We start from the raw sequence: 17,745 nt of genomic DNA on the forward strand, positions 1-17,745 counted from the left end.
CCTAAATCCCCTGCGCCCGTAAAAACGCCAGAAACGCCTCGCGCGAGCTATAGCGCGGGCTAAAGCCGAAGTCCTGCTTGAGCCGGCGGTTGCTCAGTACTGGGCGATAGCGCAGAAAATCCACCTGCTCCGGGCCGTAGGGGCTGAGACCCAGGGGTTTGAGTACGCGCAACGCAGTGCGAATCAGCCAGGCCGGCAAGGGGCGGTAAGGTTTGCCCAGCAGTTCGGCGATTTCCTTGAGTGACAGCGCGCCATCGCCGGCCAGGTTGAAGATGCCGGCGCTTTGCTGGCGCAGGCCACGGCAGATGATGTCGACCACATCCTGATCCCAGATAAACACAAAGCGGCTGTCGTTGCCGCGAATACCCAGCACTGCGGGCTTTTTGAACAGCTCGGTGATCTGGTTGTTCACCTGTTTGCCAAGGATGGTGCCGGGGCGCAGCACCAGTTGCTTGAGGTGCGGGTGCTGCGCGCGAGCTTCGGCCAGCAGCAGCTCCACTTCACGCTTGTGTTTGGCGTAGGCGAACTGCGCGTGGCCGCGTAGCGGCTGGTCTTCATCAAGCCACTCGGCATTGCGCGGGTCATAGCCATAGGCAGCGCCGGAGCTGGTAACGATCAACTGTTCGACGCCATGGGCCGCAGCCGCCTGGATCAGCGATTGGGTGCCGCCAACATCAATGGCATGCAGCTGTTCCTCGCTCATACCCGGCGGCGGGGTGACCACCGAGGCCAGGTGAACAATCGCCTGTGGCCGCCAGGTGGCCACGCAGTCGTCAACAGCCGCGGGCTGGCTGATATCGAGCAGCACCGGTTCGATATTCAGCTTCATCCCCGCGCGGTTCTGCGGGCGAATATCGGCGGCAATCAACTGCCACTGCGGGTGTTGAATGGCCAGTTGGTTAAGCAGCTGCTGGCCGATATAACCGGCTGCACCTGTGATCAAGACGCGCATGTAGCTCTCCATAACGCAGCGCGGCCCCATGGCACGGGCGCTGCGTTTTCAGCGAATGTGTTTACCCATTGCAGGCTATCCGGCGGACGATGGCGCGGCAGTGGCAAGGCTGGCCAAACAGCGTGGCCAAAGGCGACAGATGCGTGTGCCCTGGCCGGCTGGGCGAGTTATGCTCTGCGCCCCGCCATTTCCCAGGTATGCCGCCATGAGCCAAGCCGAACAGAACCTGCGTATCGACTACATCGAGTTCGCCGCCGTCGACCTGGCGCTGCTCAAGCAGTTCTATCAACAGGTTTTCGGCTGGCGCTTTACCGACTACGGCCCGCACTACAGCAGCTTTACCGATGGGCGCATGACGGGCGGCTTTACCACCGACAGCGCGGCAGGGGCTGGGCCGCTGGTGGTGATCTATGCCGCGGACCTGGAGGCCGTGTGTGCCCAGGTGGCCGCCGCCGGTGGGCAGATCACCCAAGCGATTTTCAGCTTCCCCGGCGGGCGGCGTTTCGAGTTTCGCGACCCGAGTGGCAATCGCCTGGCCGTGTGGTCGGAGTAAGCGAGCGTCCCATGCAAGCGGTGAAACAACAGCTGTTCAAACTGATCGCCCTGATTCAACGCAATCCGGGAATGGTGGCGATCTTCGGTTTTGCCTCGGGCCTGGCGAGCTTTCTGCTGGTCGAGCGTCAGGCCGAGCTGGCGCGGGTGTTGGCGCTGGTGATGCTGGTCAGCTGGTTGTGGCTGATTCTGGAAAACATCCTGCGCGAACGCATCGCCCAGTGGTTCGGCTTCGAGCTGCCACCGCCGCTGCTGCGCTATGCCACGCAAATGATCCACCAGGAGAGCCTGTTCTTTGTTCTGCCGTTCTTCTTTATCACCACCACCTGGAACAGTGGCCAACTGCTGTTTAGCGGTCTGCTGGCTTGCGCGGCGCTGATTTCGATCATTGATCCGCTGTACTACAAGTGGCTGGCACCCAAGCGCTGGCTGTTTCTCGCCTATCACACCCTGGCGCTGTTCGCGGTGCTGCTCACGGCGCTGCCGATCATCTTCAAGCTGACCACGCCGCAGAGCTACCAGCTGGCCCTGGCGGCAGCGGTATTGCTGTCGTTTCCCTCGCTGTTCGCGATCATCACCGTGCAGCGTTGGTGGCGCGGCCTGTTGCTGGTCGGTATGACTTTAGCGATAGGTGCCGGCGGCTGGCTGGCGCGCACCTGGGTGCCACCGGCGACGTTGTGGTTGACTGAGGTGGCGGTGACCAGTGAATTCGATAACCAGAAGCGCGCGCCGGGCGAGAGCATCAAGGAATTGAGCGTGGCGCAACTGCGCAGCCAGGGCCTGTTCGCCTACACCGCGATCAATGCGCCGCGCGGGCTGAACGAGCGGATTTATCACGTCTGGCGCCGCGATGGCGGCGAAGTCGAACGCATCGCCCTGGATATCCACGGCGGGCGCAAGGAAGGCTATCGCGCCTGGACCCACAAGAAGAACTTCCCCGCCGACGCCGTCGGCCGCTGGCAGGTGCAAGTGCTGACCGAAGCCGGGCAGATGATCGGCGTGCTGCGCTTTAAGGTGGTGGAGTAACGGGTAAGTTGGTGTTGAGGAGCACAGCGACGAAGCCCAACATTGCGTCCACACCCTGTTGGGCTTCGCTGCGCTCAACGCCAACCTACGATTTATTGCGCAGCTGGTCGTTACCGAACGCTTAACCGAAGAACCAGTAGCAGACGAAGATGGCCGCTACCACCCCGGCCAGCTCAGCCAGTAGGGCGCAGCCCACGGCATGCCGCACGCGCTGGATGCCCACCGCGCCGAAGTACACCGCCAGCACATAGAAGGTGGTTTCCGTGCTGCCCTGGATGGTCGCCGCAATCAGCGCCGGGAAGCTGTCGACGCCGTGGGTCTGCATGGTTTCGATCAGCATGGCGCGCGCCGCGCTGCCGGAGAACGGCTTGACCAGCGCGGTGGGCAGCGCCTCGACAAAACGCGTATCCCAGCCCAGCGCTTCAATCAGCCAGCGAATGCCATCCAGACCGAATTCCAGCGCACCCGACGCTCGCAATACGCCAATTGCGCAAAGCATCGCTACCAGGTAGGGCAGCAGGCTTTTGGCCACGTCGAAGCCTTCTTTCGCGCCTTCGACAAACTCCTCGTACACCGCCACCTTCTTCAGCGCGCCGAGCAGCAGAAACAGTAGGACGATGCCGAACAGGGTTAGGTTGCCGGCCAGCGACGACAGCGCCGCCAGCGCCGTGGCCGACATCGTCGCCAGCACGGCCATAAAGCTGCCGAGCAGCAGCGCACCGGGAATCAGGTAGGCCAGCACCACCGGGTCCCACAGGCGCAGGCGCTGCATCAGCGCCACCGACAGCAAGCCGACCAGGGTCGAGGCGCTGGTGGCCAGCAGAATCGGCAGAAACACCAGAGTCGGGTCCGGCGCACCCTGCTGGGCGCGGTACATAAAGATGGTCACCGGCAGCAGGGTCAGTGACGAGGCGTTAAGCACCAGAAACAGAATCTGCGCATTAGTCGCCGTGGTGCTGCTGGGGTTGAGGGTTTGCAGCGCGCGCATGGCTTTCAGGCCAATCGGCGTGGCGGCGTTATCCAGGCCCAGGCCATTGGCGGCGAAGTTCATGGTGATCAGGCCGAGGGCGGGGTGGCCGCGCGGCACTTCCGGCATCAGCCGCGCAAACAGCGGGCCGAGCATGCGCGCCAGGGCATCGACCAGGCCGGCTTTCTCGGCAATGCGCAGCAGCCCGAGCCAGAGGGTCAGGGTGCCGAACAGCAGCACCATCACCTCGACCGACAACTTGGCCATGGCAAACAGGCTTTCGACCATGGCAGCGAACACCGCCGGGTCGTCACCGAGCAACCAGCGCGACAGGCCGGCAATGGCCGCCACCACGAAAAAACCCAGCCACAGCCAATTGAGCATGCCGTCTCTCCCCCAGATCCATGGGCGGGATGATAGCGCGGCTTATACCAAGACGGTGGAGAGAGTCTGTTCGCGGCCCTCACGCAAAGCATGGGGCCATCACGATATGTTGAGGCTATGTAGGAGGGGCCGGGCGGCGATCCGCTTTAGCCGCGATTTGTCTTAAAGACGCTGAAAACATCGCGGCTCAAGCCCCTGCCACAACAGAGCATTCGTGCGCGGCACTAGTACCAGTTCGGGTCACTTCTCAGCTGCTCCTGCAGCAGTTGCTGAGTCGCTTCGTCCGGCTCGCCGAGCCAGCGCAGGGTGGCGTGCTGGCTGGGTGCTCTGTCCGTCGGTAGGCCATCGGGCAGTTGCACATAGAGGGCGTAGGCGTCGTCCTTGTCCCAGCTGAAGGCCACGTAGAGGCGCTGATTGAAGCAGTTGTGCGCTTCGCACAGCTGACCGACCAGGTACTTGTCACCGTCGTCATCCACCCCCTGCATGGGGCTGGCAATGCCGTTGAGGTTGATCACCCACTCCGGCAAACGGCTTTCCTCTTCTACCAGTTCCTGCCAGCTTTGTTGGTAGGCCGGGTCGCTGGTGAGCAGTTCGTTGAGGCGGAATTGGCCGTCAGTGTTCGCGGCCAAGGCCGCCGCACTGCCGCCCAGCAACAGGGCGGCAAGCAGCGTCTTGATGGTCATGGTTGCTCCTCTAGAAGGTCGTTGAAAAAACGTAGGCGAGGCAGGCAAGACATGGCGGAAGCGACCTAGAAAGCGGAGTTTACGGCTGTAAATGAGCATTTCTAGGGCGCTTTAACGCGGTATTGCCAACGCAGGTAGTTTTTCAACGAGCGGCTATCCACGTGGGCGACGGCCCATGACGAACGAGACGATAAACATCACCAGGAACACCACGAACAGAATTTTCGCGATACCCGTGGCGGTGCCGGCGATACCACCGAAGCCCAGGACTGCAGCGATGATGGCGATAATCAGAAAGGTAATGGCCCAACTCAACATGGCGAATCTCCTTACTCAGATTGTGCGCCGTGGCGCGGTTTGACCCGCTGTGGCGCAGGCCACAGCGGAACAGATTTACTGCATGGACTGTTTAAGGGCGCGCATGCGCTCATGGTTGGCCCGCACATTGGGCATTTCTGCGTTCAGCAGGACCTGCACGTCCGGTTCGGCGCACTCCAGAGCATCCTCGAAGGCATGCAGGATGCGGTCTTCGGCCTCTTCCAGCTGCGCCACATAGGTGGCTTCGGTGTCGCTGACCAGGGTCGCCTTGGTGTCGGCGTAGACCTGACGCAGCTTGCCAACGAGGGTGCCACCGCTGGCGGGCTTGGCCTGGTTGGCGGCCACTTTCACCGACAGCGCGCGAATCAGCTCGCCCTTGCTCTGCGACATGTCGCGAAACAGCGCCTGCAAGCGCACGTCCTTCACCTCGTCGTGGGCATGCTGGTAGAAGCGCTGGCCGTCACGGGTGATTTCGATCAGTTCGTTGAGTTGCTCAGTGGTGTGGGTCATGGTGAATCTCCTCTGCGTTGTAGCGGCGACCCGGATAACAGGGCCGCCGCTGCCCGGATGGATCAACAGGCCGTTAGCTGGCGACGCGCAGGGCATCGGCATCAACGCCGCGTACGCCACGGATGTTGCGTGCGGTCTCAATCGCCAACTGCTTCTCGGCGTTGCTCAGCACGCTGCCGCTGAGACTGACCATGCCCTTCTGGGTGTCGACCGAGATATTCAGGCCGTCGAGGTTGCGGCTGTAGATAAAGCTGGATTTCACCTTGCTGGTGATCCACGCATCGCTGATCGCCGCAGCGGTGTCATCAGCGGCGTTCTGTACCTTGGCCGCCGTGCTGTCGACCGCACTGACGCTGAGCAGGTTGTTCACCTCGCGCACGCCATCGGTGTTGGCCGCCAGACGCCCGGCCAGCTCCTTGGCCTCGGCGCTCTGCGCGCTGCCAGTCAGGCTGACCGTGCCATTGGCGGCGCTGACCTTGATATCCAGGCCTTCGGTATTGCTGTTCCACAGCAGCTTGGATTTCACCGTGGCGGCCAGGGTGGCATCGTCAAAACGCTGCGACAGGCTTGGCTCGCTGCTGGCCTTGGCTTCAAAGGCCGGGTCGAGGGTCAGCTGGTTGTCGACCTCTTTCACGCCGTCGATGCCCAGGGCGATTTGCTCGGCCAGGTCACGCTCGACATCGGTTTCCACCTTGCCGGTGAGCTTGGCGCTGCCGTTTTCCACGTCCACGTCGATGGTGAAGGGATTGAGGTGGCGATTAAGGGCGAAGGCGGTCCAGATCGAGCCTTCCTGGCGTGCCTCGCTCAGCTCACGGCTGGTATCGCTTTGCGCTGCATAGGCCGCAAAAGGGGCCAGGCCGATCAGGCCAGCGGTCGCAGTGGCCAGGGCCAGAGTTTTCAATTGATGCATGGCAGTTCCTCCAATGGATAACGATCAGGCAGCCGTTTGTCGCCGCCGTTACTGCTAGATCGCAAGCGCCATGCCAGCTTTTTAAATCAGAATAAATACATATATATCAATAACTTAACTAATAAACAGAAACGCCTTGAACATGCAGCTTGCATGATCCGCGGTGAACCGCCGTGCAACTTGCACGACGCATCGTGGACTAACCCTCAGCACGGCTACCGCGAATGGCTCAAGGAGAAGAACATGCACACACGCAACGAGGAACACAGCCTGGGACGCATCCTGCTGGTCGATGACGAGCCGGCGATCCTGCGCACCTTCCGCTATTGCCTGGAAGATCAGGGTTATCAGGTCAGCACGGCCAACAGCGCTGCCCAGGCCGATGCACTGCTGCTGCGTCAGGTGTTCGACCTGTGCTTTCTCGACCTGCGCCTGGGTGCGGATGACGGCCTGGAAGTACTGGCGCAAATGCGCCTGCAGGCGCCCTGGATGCGTGTAGTAATAGTCACCGCGCACTCGGCTGTGGACACCGCCGTGGATGCCATCCAGGCCGGCGCAGCAGATTATCTGGTCAAGCCGTGCAGCCCCGAGCAGCTGCGCCTGGCCGCCGCCAAACAGCTGGAAGCGCGCCAGCTGGCCGAACGTCTGGAGCGTCTGGAAGGCTGTGCGCGCAAGCCCGGCGACGACCTCGACTCGCAGAGCCCGGCACTGATGGCCGTGCTGCAAACGGCCAAACAGGTGGCCGACACCGACGCCAACATCCTGATTCTCGGCGAGTCCGGCACCGGTAAGGGTGAGTTGGCGCAAGCCATTCATCGCTGGAGCAAACGTGCGAAGAAATCCTGCGTCACCATCAACTGCCCGTCGCTCAGCGCCGAGCTGATGGAAAGCGAGCTGTTCGGGCATAACCGCGGGGCCTTTACCGGCGCCAGCGAAAGCACCCTGGGGCGGGTCAATCAGGCCGATGGCGGCAGCCTGTTCCTCGACGAGATCGGCGATTTCCCGCTGGCTCTGCAACCCAAACTGCTGCGCTTTATCCAGGACAAACAATACGAGCGCATCGGCGACCCGGTGACCCGTCAGGCCGATGTACGGATTCTCGCGGCCACCAACCTCAATCTCGATGAGATGGTGCAGCAGGGGCGTTTCCGCGAAGACCTGCTGTATCGCCTCAACGTCATCACCCTGACCCTGCCGCCGCTGCGCGAACGCCGCGAGGATATCCTCGAGCTGGCCGAGCGCTTTCTCGCGCGCTTTGTCGTCGACTACGCCCGCCCGGCGCGCACCTTCAGCGACGAAGCCCGCGAGGCGCTGCTCAGCTACGCCTGGCCGGGCAATATCCGCGAGCTGCGCAACGTGATCGAGCGCGCCAGCATCATCTGCAGCGAAGAACGGGTGCAGGTCAGCCACCTCGGCCTGAGCCCGCAGGCCAGCCCCAGTGCCCCGCAGATCGGCGATCAGCTGAGCCTGCAAGACCTGGAAAAAGCCCATATCAGCGCCGTGATGGCCAACAGCGAAAGCCTCGATCAGGCGGCAAAAACCCTCGGTATCGACGCCTCGACCCTGTACCGCAAACGCAAGCAGCTCAGCCTGTGAAGCTGCGCAGCCGGCTGTTTCTCAGCAGCAGTGCGCTGCTCACCGTGGCCCTGGTCGGGCTGTTGCTGGGCATGTTCAGCGTGCTGCAACTGACCCAGGTACAAGGCCAGGCGATGAACCGCAACCTGCAGATCATCGAGGCCAGCCTCGGCCTGCGCCAGGAGCTGGGCAAGCAGGTGATTCTGCTGCTCGCTGAAGACCTCGACCGCGAGGCACTTAAAGCCTCCGATCAGCAGTTCAAGGTCTGGCTGCAACGCGCCGCACAAAGCGCCACCGATGACAGCGACCGCCAGGCGATTGCCGAAGTCGAGCGGGCCTATGGCAACTTCGATGACCTGCTGGCCAAACCGCTGACCGTACGCCGCGGGCTGCTCAGCAATGACAGTTTCGGGCGCGCCATCGAGGCCCTGCGCGACCGCATCAACGCCGTGCAGATGCGTTACGTCAGCGCCGTGGAACAGGAAGAAGCCCGCGCCCGCGAACGCGCCTGGCTGATCGCCGGCTTGCTCGGGCTGATCGGCCTGGCCGTGCTGGTAATCGGTTTTGTCACCGCGCACAGCATCGCCCAGCGCTTCGGCCGGCCGATCGAGGCACTGGCGCGGGCCGCCGACCAGATCGGTCAGGGCGATTTTCAGGTGACCCTGCCGCTGACCCCGGTGGCGGAGCTGTCCGCTCTGAGCCAGCGCTTCGGCCTGATGGCCGAGGCCCTGCGCGAATTCAAAAGCAGCGATGTGGCCGCCCTGCAAGCCGAGCAACAACGCCTGCAAGCGGTGCTCGATGGCATCGATGACGGCCTGCTGATCTTCGACTGCGCCGGCCGGGTCGAGCATTTCAACCCGGTGGCACAACGGCAACTGGGCTGGAGCACGGCACAACTGGGCCAGACCCTGGATGTGGCACTGCAACGCGCCGACCTGGCTGAGCAGCTGCACAAGGTGTTGCAGGGCGAAAATCTGGATGAGCTGCTGGACGATGTGCAGGTGCAGGTCGACGGTGAGAGTCGCCTGCTCGCCTACAGCCTGTCGGGTGTCAGCCACAGTGAAGGGCGGCTGATGTGCGCGGTGATGGTGTTGCGCGACGTGACCGAGCAGCGCGCCTTCGAACGGCTGCGCAGTGAGTTCGTGCTACGTGCCTCACACGAGCTGCGCACCCCGGTGACCGGCATGCTGATGGCGTTCTCGCTGTTGCAGGAGCGCGTGCAGTTCGCCACCGAATCCCGCGAGGCCGACCTGCTCAGCACCGTGGATGAGGAGATGCAGCGCCTGCTGCGGCTGATCAACGATCTGCTGAATTTCTCGCGCTACCAGAACGGCCTGCAAACCCTGGAACTGTCCAACTGCGCCCTCGAACCGCTGCTGCTGCAAACCCAGCAGCGCTTCAGTGCCCAGGCGGCTGAATTGCAGATCAGCCTGGCTTGCGAGGTGCACGGCGAGCTGCCGGACCTGCAGATCGATGCGCTGCAGATCGAACGGGTGCTCGACAACCTGATCGGCAACGCCTTGCGCCACAGCCACCCCGGCGGGCAGATCCGCCTGCATGCACGGCAGCAGGATGATCGGGTGGTGCTCAGCGTGGCAGACAACGGCGAGGGTATTGCATATCGCCAGCAGACGCGGATCTTCGAGCCCTTCGTCCAGGTCAGCCGCAAGAAAGGCGGCGCCGGCCTTGGTCTGGCCCTATGCAAGGAGATCGTCCAGCTGCATGGCGGGCAGATCGGCGTGCACTCACGGGCAGGGCAAGGTGCGCAGTTCTACGTGACACTGCCGGTGTAGGCATTTCTGGGTATCAGCCTGGCTGATGGCGATTGCCTGTACGCCGGCGCATGTCGAGACTGGGCGCTCCACACATGAGGAGCACCGCCATGCCCAGCATCAACCCCAGTCCTGAGCAACTGGCTGCATTCACCGCCAAGGTGGCGGATGACACACCGCTGCTGATGCTCAACCTGCTGCGCTTTCAGGCCCAGGCCAGCTATGCCAGCGGCAGCGGCCACACACCGTGCAGTGGCCGCGAAGCCTATGCGCGCTACAGCCAGACGGCGCTGCGCAAAGTTCGTGGGGTGGGCGGCGAGGTGCAGATCATGGCCCGCGCGCAAGCGGCGCTGATCGCGCCCGCTGACGAGCAATGGGATGAACTGCTGCTGGTGCGTTACCCGTCCAAGGCGGCTTTTCTCAGCATGCTCGCCGACCCGGAGTACCGTGCGGCGACCGAGCACCGCACGGCCGCTCTGGCTGACTCGCGGCTGATCGCCAACACCGAACACCCGGCGCCAGCTCAGCCGGGCTAGTGCCCGGCAGCGTCCTTGATCAAGGGCACTTCCTTGCCTTCGACGTCGAACAGCTTGCCGCCCTTGAAGTAGTCACCATCATTCAGTGCGGCAATGTCCTGGTAACGCAGGGTGCGTTCGTGGCCGGCGACGAATACCGACTGCTGGTCCGAGTTGCCGGCCTTGAAGTGGTTGAAGGCCAGGTTGAGCAGAATCGCCATGATCGCCGCCGAGCTGATGCCGGAGTGGAAGATGGTTTCGAACCAGGCCGGGAAGTGGTGATAGAAGGTCGGCGCGGCAATCGGGATCATGCCGAAGCCAATGGAGGTGGCGACGATGATCAGGTTCATGTTGTTGCGGTAATCCACCTTGGACAGGGTGCGAATGCCGCTCGCCGCCACGGTGCCGAACAGCACCACACCAGCACCACCGAGCACTGCCGTAGGCACGGCGGCGACCAGACGGCCCATCACCGGCAACAGGCCGAGGGTCACCAGAATCAGACCGGCCGAGGCCACCACATAGCGGCTCTTCACCCCGGTCACGGCCACCAGGCCGACGTTCTGGGCAAAGGCGCTCTGGGTGAAGGAGCCGAAGATCGGTGCAAACACGCTGGAGATCATGTCCGCACGCAGACCATTGCCCAGGCGCTTGGAGTCGACCTTGGTTTCGATGATGTCACCCACCGCGAGGATGTCCGCCGAAGTTTCCACCAGGGTGACGATGATCACGATCAGCATCGAGATGATGGCCGCCACGTGGAAGGTCGGCATGCCGAAATGGAACGGGCTGGGCATTGTCACCATCGGCCCTTCAGTCACCTTGGAGAAATCCGCCATGCCCAGGGCCACGGCTACCAGGGTGCCAATGACCATGGCCAGCAGGATCGACAGGCGCGAGATGCTCGAACTGCCCAACTTGCTCAGCAGCAGCACGGTGACCAGGGTCAACGCGGCCAGGCCGATATTGGCCATGCTGCCGAAATCCGCTGCGGCACTATTACCGCCCATGGCCCAGCGCGCCGCCACTGGCATCAGCGTCAGGCCGATGACGGTGATGACGATGCCATTGACCAGTGGCGGGAAGAATTTGGTGATGCGAGAGAATACCGGGGTGATCAACAGCCCGATAATCGAGGCCGCGATCACCGCGCCGAACACCGCAGGGAGACCGCCGGCACCGTCACTGCCGAGGATCGCAATCATGGTCGCCACCCCGGCAAAGGACACACCTTGTACCAGCGGTAGCTGTGAGCCGAAGAACGGCAACCCGAGGGTTTGCAGCAAGGTCGCCAGGCCGCCGGCAAACAGCGAGGCGGCAATCAGCAAGCCGATATCCGCGGGTGACAGACCGGCGGCCTGACCAATGATCAGGGGCACCGCAACGATGCCGCCATACATGGTCAATACATGCTGCAGGCCATAGGCGAGGTTGGCACCGATACCAAGGTTTTCGTCTTCCGGGCGCTGTGCGGAAGACGGCGTAACAGGTGAAGTCGTCATGCTGGGGTACTCGCTGTTTGTTCTTGTGCGAGCAATGTAGACAAACATAAATCGTCTTGGCTACAACTTTGTATACATTTTCAGACAAAAGAGCATCGCCAGAACGATTCTCGAATACACAGTCTAGAAAAGAACATGCGCACATAAAAAACCGCCGAAACATACGCTGTTTCGGCGGTTGTTTATTACCAACGCTGCAGGCCTCGGTTTAGAGCATTGCGGCCAGTACCACCAGCAGCGCCGCCGTCTGGGCATCTGGTTCGCCGTCATAGCGTGCCGGGCGGTATTTCATCTGAAAAGCCGCGATGACATTGCGCGTGGCCTGATCCAGCTCGCCATGCAGTGGCACGGCGTAGCCCTGTCGCATCAACTGCTCCTGGAACCACTGCACGCTTGGCAGGCTGGCACTGAACAGCGCCTGCTGATGTGCCACGGCACTGTCATCCGGCCACGGCATCAGGCCGGCCTCGGCCAGGCGCTTCCAGGGGAACAGCGGACCGGGGTCGACCTTGCGCTGCGGGGCAATATCACTGTGCGCCAGGATGCTGCCGGGCGACAGCTGGTGGCGTTGCATGATGTCCTTGAGCAGCGCGATCAGCGCCTCAATCTGCGCCGGGGCAAACGGCTGCCAGTAGCGGCCTGCGGGGGTGTCATAGAAGCCCTGGTTAACCAGTTCGATGCCAATCGTGGTGCCATTGAGCCAGGTACGCCCTTGCCACTGACTGTCGCCGGCGTGCCAGGCACGGCGATTTTCATCGACCAGGCGGTAGATGGTCGGTGGCGCCTCACCAATCAGGTAGTGACTGCTCACCTCGGTCTCGGTCAGCAGTTGCAGCGAGCGGTTCAGGTCAGCCGAGGTGTAATGCAGCACGATGTATTGCACACGGCTGTTCTGCCCAGCGGCGATATGACTGTCATCAATGCGCAAACCGTGACCGCAGCCGGCCAGCAGCAACAACAGAGCACTCAGAAAGATCGTTCTCATGGGGCGATGTGCAACACGCTTTGCAGGTTATCCAGCAGCATGTCGACGCTGAGCATGATCAACAGCATGCCCATCAGTCGTTCCACTGCGGTCAACCCGCGAGGGCCAAGGAAACGCTGCAGAAACGACGCCTGCAAGAGAATAAAGGCGGTCGCCGCCCAGGCCAGCAACACGGCGGCGTAGAGCTCCCACAGCGGTCCTTCGTGGGTATTGCGCAGGGTCATCAGCACCGCCAGGGCCGATGGCCCGGCCACCGCCGGAGTGGCCAGCGGCACCAGCATCGGTTCGCCATCCGGCACATCCCCCAATACGCCTTGCGGGCTGGGGAAGATCAGGCGCATGGCGATCACAAACAGGATGATCCCCCCGGCAATCGCCGTGGCTTCACGCGACAGGCCCAGAGCGCTGAGCACCTTGTCGCCAAAGGTAAGGAACAGCAGCAACAGGGCCAGGGCGAACAACAGCTCGCGCCCAGCCACCCAGAGGCGGCGGTTGGCCGGCACGTTCTTCAGTGCAGCGATAAAGATGGCGATGTTGCCGAACGGGTCGGTGACCAGAAAGATCAACGCGGCGATGCCGAAAATTTCCATGAAGCACTCCTCTACAGATCGGCAGAGTTTAGTGCTTATGCCAGCAGAAAACGCCTTTGATCAGGTGGAAGCGCCACGCTGGTCTATTGCCTGGGCAAGCCATGGCGGACGCTGCTAGACTAAAAACTGTACAAATAAGGAAATTATGTACAGGCTTTGTATTGATTAGGAGATCAGCACCATGCGCGCCTTGCTCTGGTTCAAACAGGATCTACGCCTTGACGACCATCCCGCGCTGCAAGCCGGCCTGAGCGCTGAATGCCTGCTGCCGGTGTATGTGCTGGATCCTGAGCAGCTGCAACTCAACGAGTTTGGCATGCGCCGCATGGGTGTACACCGTGCGCGCTTCTTGCTGGAAAGCCTGGTGGCGCTGGAGGGCGAACTGCGCCAACGCGGCTCACACCTGCTGCTGGTAATTGGCAGCGCGGAACAAGCCATCCCCCAGCTGGTCGCGCAGTTCAACCTGGATCAGGTGCTGACCCTGGAGGAGATTGCTCCGGATGAACGCGCCTTGGTGGCTCGTGTCGCAAAACACCTGGGCCAGGTGCCGGTGCAACAGGCACCTGCCAATAACCTGCTGCGCAGCGAAGAGCTGCCCTTCGCCCTTGAGCAGCTGCCGCATGTCTTCAGCCGCTTTCGCAGTCTGATCGAAGAGCGCCTGCAGGTATTCCAGCCACGTCATGCGCCGGATCGCCTGCCACTTCTACCCGATGGCGCGCTGGCGCTGATGCAGCCGCTGCCCACGCTGTCGCAGCTGGGCCTGGGTGAGCCGCTGAGTGTTGCCGCCAGCGCCTTTCCCTTCTCCGGTGGCGAGCCGGCAGCCCTCGGCCGCCTGCGTGACTACCTGTGGAAAACCCAGGGCGTGCGGCAGTACAAGGACACCCGCAACGGCATGGTCGGCAGCGAGTACTCCTCGAAGTTCTCGCCCTGGCTGGCCAATGGCAGCCTCTCGGCACGCCGGGTTATCGCCGAACTGCGCCGCCATGAAGCGCAGTACAAGCGCAATGACTCGACCCACTGGCTGTGGATCGAGATGCTCTGGCGCGATTTCTTCCGCTGGACCCTGGCGCGGCATGGCAGCGCGCTGTTCAAGGCTGGCGGGCTGAAGGCCACCGCACGGGCACCGCAACAGCTGGACCAGCGTTTTCAGGACTGGTCGCGCGGGCGCACCGGCATGCCGCTGATCGACGCAAATATGCGCGAGCTGGCCGCCACCGGTTTTATGTCCAACCGTGGCCGCCAGGTGGTGGCCAGCTACCTGATCAATGACCTGCAACAGGACTGGCGCCATGGTGCGGCCTGGTTCGAGGAACACCTGATCGACTACGACCCGGCCAGCAACTGGGGCAACTGGGCCTACCTCGCCGGAGTGGGCAACGATCCACGGCATAACCGCGTGTTCAATGCCCTGCGCCAAGCCCGTGAATACGACCCGGACGCGCACTATGTGAACCTCTGGCTACCGGAGCTGCGTGATGTACCGCAGGCGCTGCGGCACACGCCCTTTCTGCTCGCCGGCGGCCACCTGCGCAGCCTCGGCTACCCACAGCTGGGCACTATTCCGGAGAGCTGGAAACCCTACCTGCACGCAGTCGCCTGAACCCGCCAGCAGCGCGCCCTGCCATGCCACGCGCGGGGCCAGATCAACCCAGCTCGACGCGGTTGCGTCCGCCGCTCTTGGCCCGGTACAAGGCCTGGTCGGCGCGTTCGAAGACCTTCTCGCTGCTTTCACCACTGGCAAAACTCGTCAGCCCGGCAGACAGGGTGATGGTCACCCGCTCGCCCCGGAAGTGAAAAGGACACTGCTCAACGCCATCAAGCAGGGTCTGCAACAGCTGCCGCCCGCCCTCCAGCGGGGTTGATGGGATCAGCAACACAAATTCCTCACCGCCAAAGCGGGCAATGAAGTCGGTCTTGCGCAGGCGCTTGGCCAGTTCACCGGCAATGATTTTCAGCACCTTGTCGCCGGCCAGGTGGCCATAACCATCGTTGATCCGCTTGAAGTGGTCGATATCCAGCACAGCCAGCGCCAGTTCGCCGCCGTAACGCTTCCAGCGCGCCATCTCCAACTCCAGGCGCTCGCCCCAACCGGCACGATTGGGCAAGCCGGTCAGCGGGTCGATCAACGCTTTCTGCCGCTGCTCTTCCAGGTGATCACGGAAACTCTGCGCCTCTTGCTCCATCTCAGCGACTTTCTGGGTCAGGCTTTGCAGGCGCTGCGCCACCTCTTCTTCGCGGCCATCGCGGTGCTTCTGATGCTCACTGACGGTGTTGAGCAAACCATCCAGGCGCGCTTCCAGTGATTGCTTGAGGCTGTGCAGATCCACCGCTTCCTGCACGCTGGCTTGCAGGCCGCTGACCTGCTCACGCAGCTCCTGATTGAAGGTACGCGCACTTTCCACCGATTCGCTGTAGCCCTCATGGGCTTCGGTGAGGGTGCCGAGAAACGACGCCAGGCGCTCGTTGAGCTGTTTCAGGTAGCTGGCAAATTCGCGCTGGCCACTGTCGGTCACGGCCAGAATCAGCACCGCCAGATCATCCAGTACGGCCACCAGCTCATACCAGTTCAAGCCACCCAGTACCCGTTGGCGCAGGGCCTCACCCTGAGGCTTATGGCGCTCCGGCAGTTCCAGTTCGTCGAGCAGGCTGGTCAGGCTTTCGCCGATATGCGGCGCTACCGCGCTGTAGCCGGGTTCGGGAATCTCCGGCAAGGCATAGGCAGGGTCACCCTCGGCAAGCGGCGCAGTGGGCGTTTCGGCAACGGCGGGCGGGGTGACAGGAGCCGCTAGCGATGGCGATGGCGATGGCGATGGCGATGGCGATGGCGATGGCGATACAGGCTCTGCGGCAGCTGCCTCCATGACCAGAGCCTCAGCAGGCTCCACAAGTGCCGGTACAGCAGGCGCGGCTGCCGGGCTGGCCAGCGCTTCAGATGCAGACATTTGTGCAGGCTCGGCGGCTGCGGCGGTTGGCAGCGGAGCGGGAGCATCCGAGGGCTGCTCGGCCACGGTTGACGCGGCGTCGGCTTCCTTGGCACCAAACAGACGTTGCAACAAACCGGGGCGGGCCGTCGCGGCGTCGCGATCAAAGGCTGCCAGCGCCTGCTGCTGCAGACTGCTCAGTTCGCTAAGCAATGCCGGCAATTCGCGCGGCTGGCTGGCACGTTCCTCGATGCGTTTGGCGAATTGTTTGAGGGCCTTGCGCACTTCACGCGGCGGCTCCAGGGCCAACAGTTGGCTGGTCAGGTTGGTGACGCCGGAAATGTTCTGTTCGATGCGGTCCTGGCGGCGTTTTTCCGAATCCAGTACGGCCTTTTCCAGGCGTGGGATCAGTGCAGCAAGGCCGCTGTCGATGTCATCGCGGCGCAGGGTATCGCGCAGCTCCTGCATGCATTGATCGACCGACTTGTCGCTGCCTTCCGCTGCCAGCGAGCTGCGCACCAGGCCGCGACGCAGCAAGTCCAGACGTGCCTCCCAGCGGCGTTCAAGTTTTTCCTGCTGTTCCAGGCTTTCCAGGTACTTGCTTTTCCAGCGCTGGGCATCGTCGGTCATCATCGCCATCCAGTGTTCGAGGTCTGTTGCCGGGTCATCACACTGCAAGCGGGCGATAACCTGCCCATCACCTACAGCTCAACCAGCATAGGTGGTGCAGGCCCACAGAGTGAAGTGGGCAAACGAATTTGCACCGCCACTGGCAGATGATCGGAGATCGGCAATGGCAACACCTCACAGCGCTCCAGGGACAGTTCTGCGCTGAGCAGGATGTGATCCAGGCAGCGCTGCGGCTGCCAGCTGGGAAAGGTGGCCTCGACCTGCGGCGCCCACAAGCCCAGGTCGCGCAGGGGCGAATGCTCCAGCAGGTCGTTGGCATGGGTGTTCATATCGCCCATCAGCACCCGATGCCGGTAATCGCTGAGCAGCTCGCGGATATAGGCTAACTGCCGAGTGCGGGCGCGCGCGCCCAGGGCCAGGTGCATCATCACCACGGCAATCGCGTCAGGCCCCTCACCAAGGCGCAGCAACATTGCACCTCGCCCTGGCGGGCCGGGCAACGGGTGATCTTCCAGCAGGCTGGGGCGCAAGCGACTGAGTAGGCCATTGCTGTGCTGGGCCAAACGGCCGAGGTTACGGTTGAGTTGCTGGTACCAGTAGGGAAAGGCAGCGAGATGGGCCAGGTGCTCGACCTGATTGACGTAGCCGGAACGCAGGCTGCCGCCATCGACTTCCTGCAAAGCCACCAGATCGAAATCACCGAGCAGCTCGCCAATCCGTTGCAGATTGCCGCTGCGCCCGGCATGCGGCAACAGATGCTGCCAGCTGCGCGTCAGGTAATGGTGATAACGCTGAGTGCTGATGCCCACCTGGATATTGAAACTGAGCAGCCGCAGGCTGCCACTGATGGGCCAGTCTGCAGCCGGCGCACAACGGGAATTGACCTGTGGATCACACAGATCAATCGCCCGCCTGGCCGGCCAGCGCCTGAGCATGACGCGTTATCCGCGCAC

At 62.6% G+C, this 17,745-nt stretch carries 17 protein-coding genes; 6 read left to right on the forward strand and 11 right to left on the reverse strand.

Going from position 1 to position 17,745, the window contains the following annotated elements; all coding sequences use genetic code 11:
- Nucleotide 1: 1 nt before the first annotated feature.
- Complete coding sequence (locus IOD17_RS13770) at nucleotides 2–952, reverse strand: SDR family oxidoreductase (protein WP_233685632.1); 951 nt, start codon at nucleotides 950–952, stop codon at nucleotides 2–4.
- A 205-nt stretch (nucleotides 953–1,157) separates the two neighbouring features.
- On the opposite strand from IOD17_RS13770, the gene IOD17_RS13775 reads away from it, so the two are divergent.
- Both IOD17_RS13775 and IOD17_RS13780 read left to right on the forward strand, forming a co-directional pair.
- Nucleotides 1,158–1,505 (forward strand): VOC family protein, encoded by a 348-nt coding sequence (locus IOD17_RS13775; RefSeq protein WP_233685633.1) that lies wholly within the window; start codon nucleotides 1,158–1,160, stop codon nucleotides 1,503–1,505.
- 11 nt (nucleotides 1,506–1,516) lie between these two features.
- The gene (locus tag IOD17_RS13780; RefSeq protein ID WP_233685634.1) at nucleotides 1,517–2,530 is read left to right on the forward strand and encodes a DUF5924 family protein; all 1,014 of its coding nucleotides are present in this window, start codon (nucleotides 1,517–1,519) and stop codon (nucleotides 2,528–2,530) included.
- A gap of 121 nt (nucleotides 2,531–2,651) precedes the next feature.
- Here IOD17_RS13780 and IOD17_RS13785 read toward each other — a convergent pair whose 3' ends face one another.
- The 5 genes from IOD17_RS13785 to IOD17_RS13805 all read right to left on the reverse strand — a co-directional run bounded on the left by IOD17_RS13785 (nucleotide 2,652) and on the right by IOD17_RS13805 (nucleotide 6,302).
- Complete coding sequence (locus IOD17_RS13785; protein ID WP_233685635.1) at nucleotides 2,652–3,881, reverse strand: nucleoside recognition domain-containing protein; 1,230 nt, start codon at nucleotides 3,879–3,881, stop codon at nucleotides 2,652–2,654.
- Nucleotides 3,882–4,105: 224 nt separating this feature from the next.
- Nucleotides 4,106–4,564: an inhibitor of vertebrate lysozyme family protein gene (locus IOD17_RS13790; RefSeq protein ID WP_233685636.1), complete on the reverse strand. Its 459-nt coding sequence runs from the start codon at nucleotides 4,562–4,564 to the stop codon at nucleotides 4,106–4,108.
- A gap of 153 nt (nucleotides 4,565–4,717) precedes the next feature.
- Nucleotides 4,718–4,882 carry a DUF1328 domain-containing protein gene (locus IOD17_RS13795; protein ID WP_233685637.1) on the reverse strand — a complete coding sequence of 55 codons (165 nt, stop codon included), beginning with the start codon at nucleotides 4,880–4,882 and terminating at the stop codon, nucleotides 4,718–4,720.
- Between the two features lie 75 nt (nucleotides 4,883–4,957).
- Nucleotides 4,958–5,392, reverse strand: coding sequence for a ferritin-like domain-containing protein (locus IOD17_RS13800; RefSeq protein WP_233685638.1), 435 nt, complete (start codon nucleotides 5,390–5,392; stop codon nucleotides 4,958–4,960).
- Between the two features lie 73 nt (nucleotides 5,393–5,465).
- Complete coding sequence (locus IOD17_RS13805) at nucleotides 5,466–6,302, reverse strand: BON domain-containing protein (RefSeq protein ID WP_233685639.1); 837 nt, start codon at nucleotides 6,300–6,302, stop codon at nucleotides 5,466–5,468.
- A gap of 243 nt (nucleotides 6,303–6,545) precedes the next feature.
- Here IOD17_RS13805 and algB point away from each other — a divergent pair, with 243 nt between their 5' ends.
- The 3 genes from algB to IOD17_RS13820 all read left to right on the forward strand — a co-directional run bounded on the left by algB (nucleotide 6,546) and on the right by IOD17_RS13820 (nucleotide 10,185).
- On the forward strand, nucleotides 6,546–7,898 hold the full coding sequence (algB, locus tag IOD17_RS13810) for a sigma-54-dependent response regulator transcription factor AlgB (RefSeq protein ID WP_233685640.1): 1,353 nt from the start codon (nucleotides 6,546–6,548) through the stop codon (nucleotides 7,896–7,898).
- Nucleotides 7,895–9,670, forward strand: a complete 1,776-nt coding sequence (locus IOD17_RS13815) for a KinB sensor domain-containing domain (RefSeq protein WP_233685641.1) — start codon at nucleotides 7,895–7,897, stop codon at nucleotides 9,668–9,670. Before algB ends, IOD17_RS13815 begins: the two co-directional genes overlap by 4 nt.
- An 89-nt stretch (nucleotides 9,671–9,759) precedes the next feature.
- Nucleotides 9,760–10,185, forward strand: coding sequence for a DUF1330 domain-containing protein (locus IOD17_RS13820; RefSeq protein WP_233685642.1), 426 nt, complete (start codon nucleotides 9,760–9,762; stop codon nucleotides 10,183–10,185).
- On the opposite strand, the gene IOD17_RS13825 is transcribed toward IOD17_RS13820, so the two are convergent.
- The 3 genes from IOD17_RS13825 to IOD17_RS13835 all read right to left on the reverse strand — a co-directional run bounded on the left by IOD17_RS13825 (nucleotide 10,182) and on the right by IOD17_RS13835 (nucleotide 13,241).
- Complete coding sequence (locus tag IOD17_RS13825) at nucleotides 10,182–11,666, reverse strand: nucleobase:cation symporter-2 family protein (RefSeq protein ID WP_233685643.1); 1,485 nt, start codon at nucleotides 11,664–11,666, stop codon at nucleotides 10,182–10,184. The genes IOD17_RS13820 and IOD17_RS13825 overlap by 4 nt on opposite strands.
- Before the next feature lie 208 nt (nucleotides 11,667–11,874).
- Entirely contained in the window at nucleotides 11,875–12,651 is a 777-nt protein-coding gene (locus IOD17_RS13830; RefSeq protein WP_233685644.1) for an N-acetylmuramoyl-L-alanine amidase, read from the reverse strand.
- On the reverse strand, nucleotides 12,648–13,241 hold the full coding sequence (locus IOD17_RS13835) for a MarC family protein (protein ID WP_233685645.1): 594 nt from the start codon (nucleotides 13,239–13,241) through the stop codon (nucleotides 12,648–12,650). Before IOD17_RS13835 ends, IOD17_RS13830 begins: the two co-directional genes overlap by 4 nt.
- A 181-nt stretch (nucleotides 13,242–13,422) precedes the next feature.
- Here IOD17_RS13835 and IOD17_RS13840 point away from each other — a divergent pair, with 181 nt between their 5' ends.
- Nucleotides 13,423–14,841: a DASH family cryptochrome gene (locus IOD17_RS13840; protein ID WP_233685646.1), complete on the forward strand. Its 1,419-nt coding sequence runs from the start codon at nucleotides 13,423–13,425 to the stop codon at nucleotides 14,839–14,841.
- A gap of 43 nt (nucleotides 14,842–14,884) precedes the next feature.
- Here the strand turns inward: IOD17_RS13840 and IOD17_RS13845 are convergent, their stop codons facing one another.
- Both IOD17_RS13845 and IOD17_RS13850 read right to left on the reverse strand, forming a co-directional pair.
- Nucleotides 14,885–16,792 (reverse strand): diguanylate cyclase, encoded by a 1,908-nt coding sequence (locus tag IOD17_RS13845; RefSeq protein WP_325175669.1) that lies wholly within the window; start codon nucleotides 16,790–16,792, stop codon nucleotides 14,885–14,887.
- Nucleotides 16,793–16,863: 71 nt separating this feature from the next.
- Nucleotides 16,864–17,727 (reverse strand): endonuclease/exonuclease/phosphatase family protein, encoded by an 864-nt coding sequence (locus IOD17_RS13850; protein WP_233685647.1) that lies wholly within the window; start codon nucleotides 17,725–17,727, stop codon nucleotides 16,864–16,866.
- Between the last annotated feature and the right edge of the window lie 18 nt (nucleotides 17,728–17,745).

The organism is Pseudomonas anguilliseptica (assembly GCF_021375795.1).
In the GTDB taxonomy this organism is placed as follows: domain Bacteria; phylum Pseudomonadota; class Gammaproteobacteria; order Pseudomonadales; family Pseudomonadaceae; genus Aquipseudomonas; species Aquipseudomonas anguilliseptica_A.

Excerpts from the sequence above, each read along its gene's own strand:
- IOD17_RS13770 (WP_233685632.1), bottom strand. The coding sequence starts at position 952 with ATGCGCGTCTTGATCACAGGTGCAGCCGGTTATATCGGCCAGCAGCTG.
- IOD17_RS13780 (WP_233685634.1), top strand. The coding sequence starts at position 1,517 with ATGCAAGCGGTGAAACAACAGCTGTTCAAACTGATCGCCCTGATTCAA.
- IOD17_RS13845 (WP_325175669.1), bottom strand. The coding sequence starts at position 16,792 with ATGACCGACGATGCCCAGCGCTGGAAAAGCAAGTACCTGGAAAGCCTG.
- IOD17_RS13820 (WP_233685642.1), top strand. The coding sequence starts at position 9,760 with ATGCCCAGCATCAACCCCAGTCCTGAGCAACTGGCTGCATTCACCGCC.
- IOD17_RS13785 (WP_233685635.1), bottom strand. The coding sequence starts at position 3,881 with ATGCTCAATTGGCTGTGGCTGGGTTTTTTCGTGGTGGCGGCCATTGCC.
- IOD17_RS13850 (WP_233685647.1), bottom strand. The coding sequence starts at position 17,727 with ATGCTCAGGCGCTGGCCGGCCAGGCGGGCGATTGATCTGTGTGATCCA.
- algB (WP_233685640.1), top strand. The coding sequence starts at position 6,546 with ATGCACACACGCAACGAGGAACACAGCCTGGGACGCATCCTGCTGGTC.
- IOD17_RS13835 (WP_233685645.1), bottom strand. The coding sequence starts at position 13,241 with ATGGAAATTTTCGGCATCGCCGCGTTGATCTTTCTGGTCACCGACCCG.
- IOD17_RS13825 (WP_233685643.1), bottom strand. The coding sequence starts at position 11,666 with ATGACGACTTCACCTGTTACGCCGTCTTCCGCACAGCGCCCGGAAGAC.
- IOD17_RS13830 (WP_233685644.1), bottom strand. The coding sequence starts at position 12,651 with ATGAGAACGATCTTTCTGAGTGCTCTGTTGTTGCTGCTGGCCGGCTGC.
- IOD17_RS13790 (WP_233685636.1), bottom strand. The coding sequence starts at position 4,564 with ATGACCATCAAGACGCTGCTTGCCGCCCTGTTGCTGGGCGGCAGTGCG.
- IOD17_RS13805 (WP_233685639.1), bottom strand. The coding sequence starts at position 6,302 with ATGCATCAATTGAAAACTCTGGCCCTGGCCACTGCGACCGCTGGCCTG.
- IOD17_RS13840 (WP_233685646.1), top strand. The coding sequence starts at position 13,423 with ATGCGCGCCTTGCTCTGGTTCAAACAGGATCTACGCCTTGACGACCAT.
- IOD17_RS13775 (WP_233685633.1), top strand. The coding sequence starts at position 1,158 with ATGAGCCAAGCCGAACAGAACCTGCGTATCGACTACATCGAGTTCGCC.
- IOD17_RS13800 (WP_233685638.1), bottom strand. The coding sequence starts at position 5,392 with ATGACCCACACCACTGAGCAACTCAACGAACTGATCGAAATCACCCGT.
- IOD17_RS13795 (WP_233685637.1), bottom strand. The coding sequence starts at position 4,882 with ATGTTGAGTTGGGCCATTACCTTTCTGATTATCGCCATCATCGCTGCA.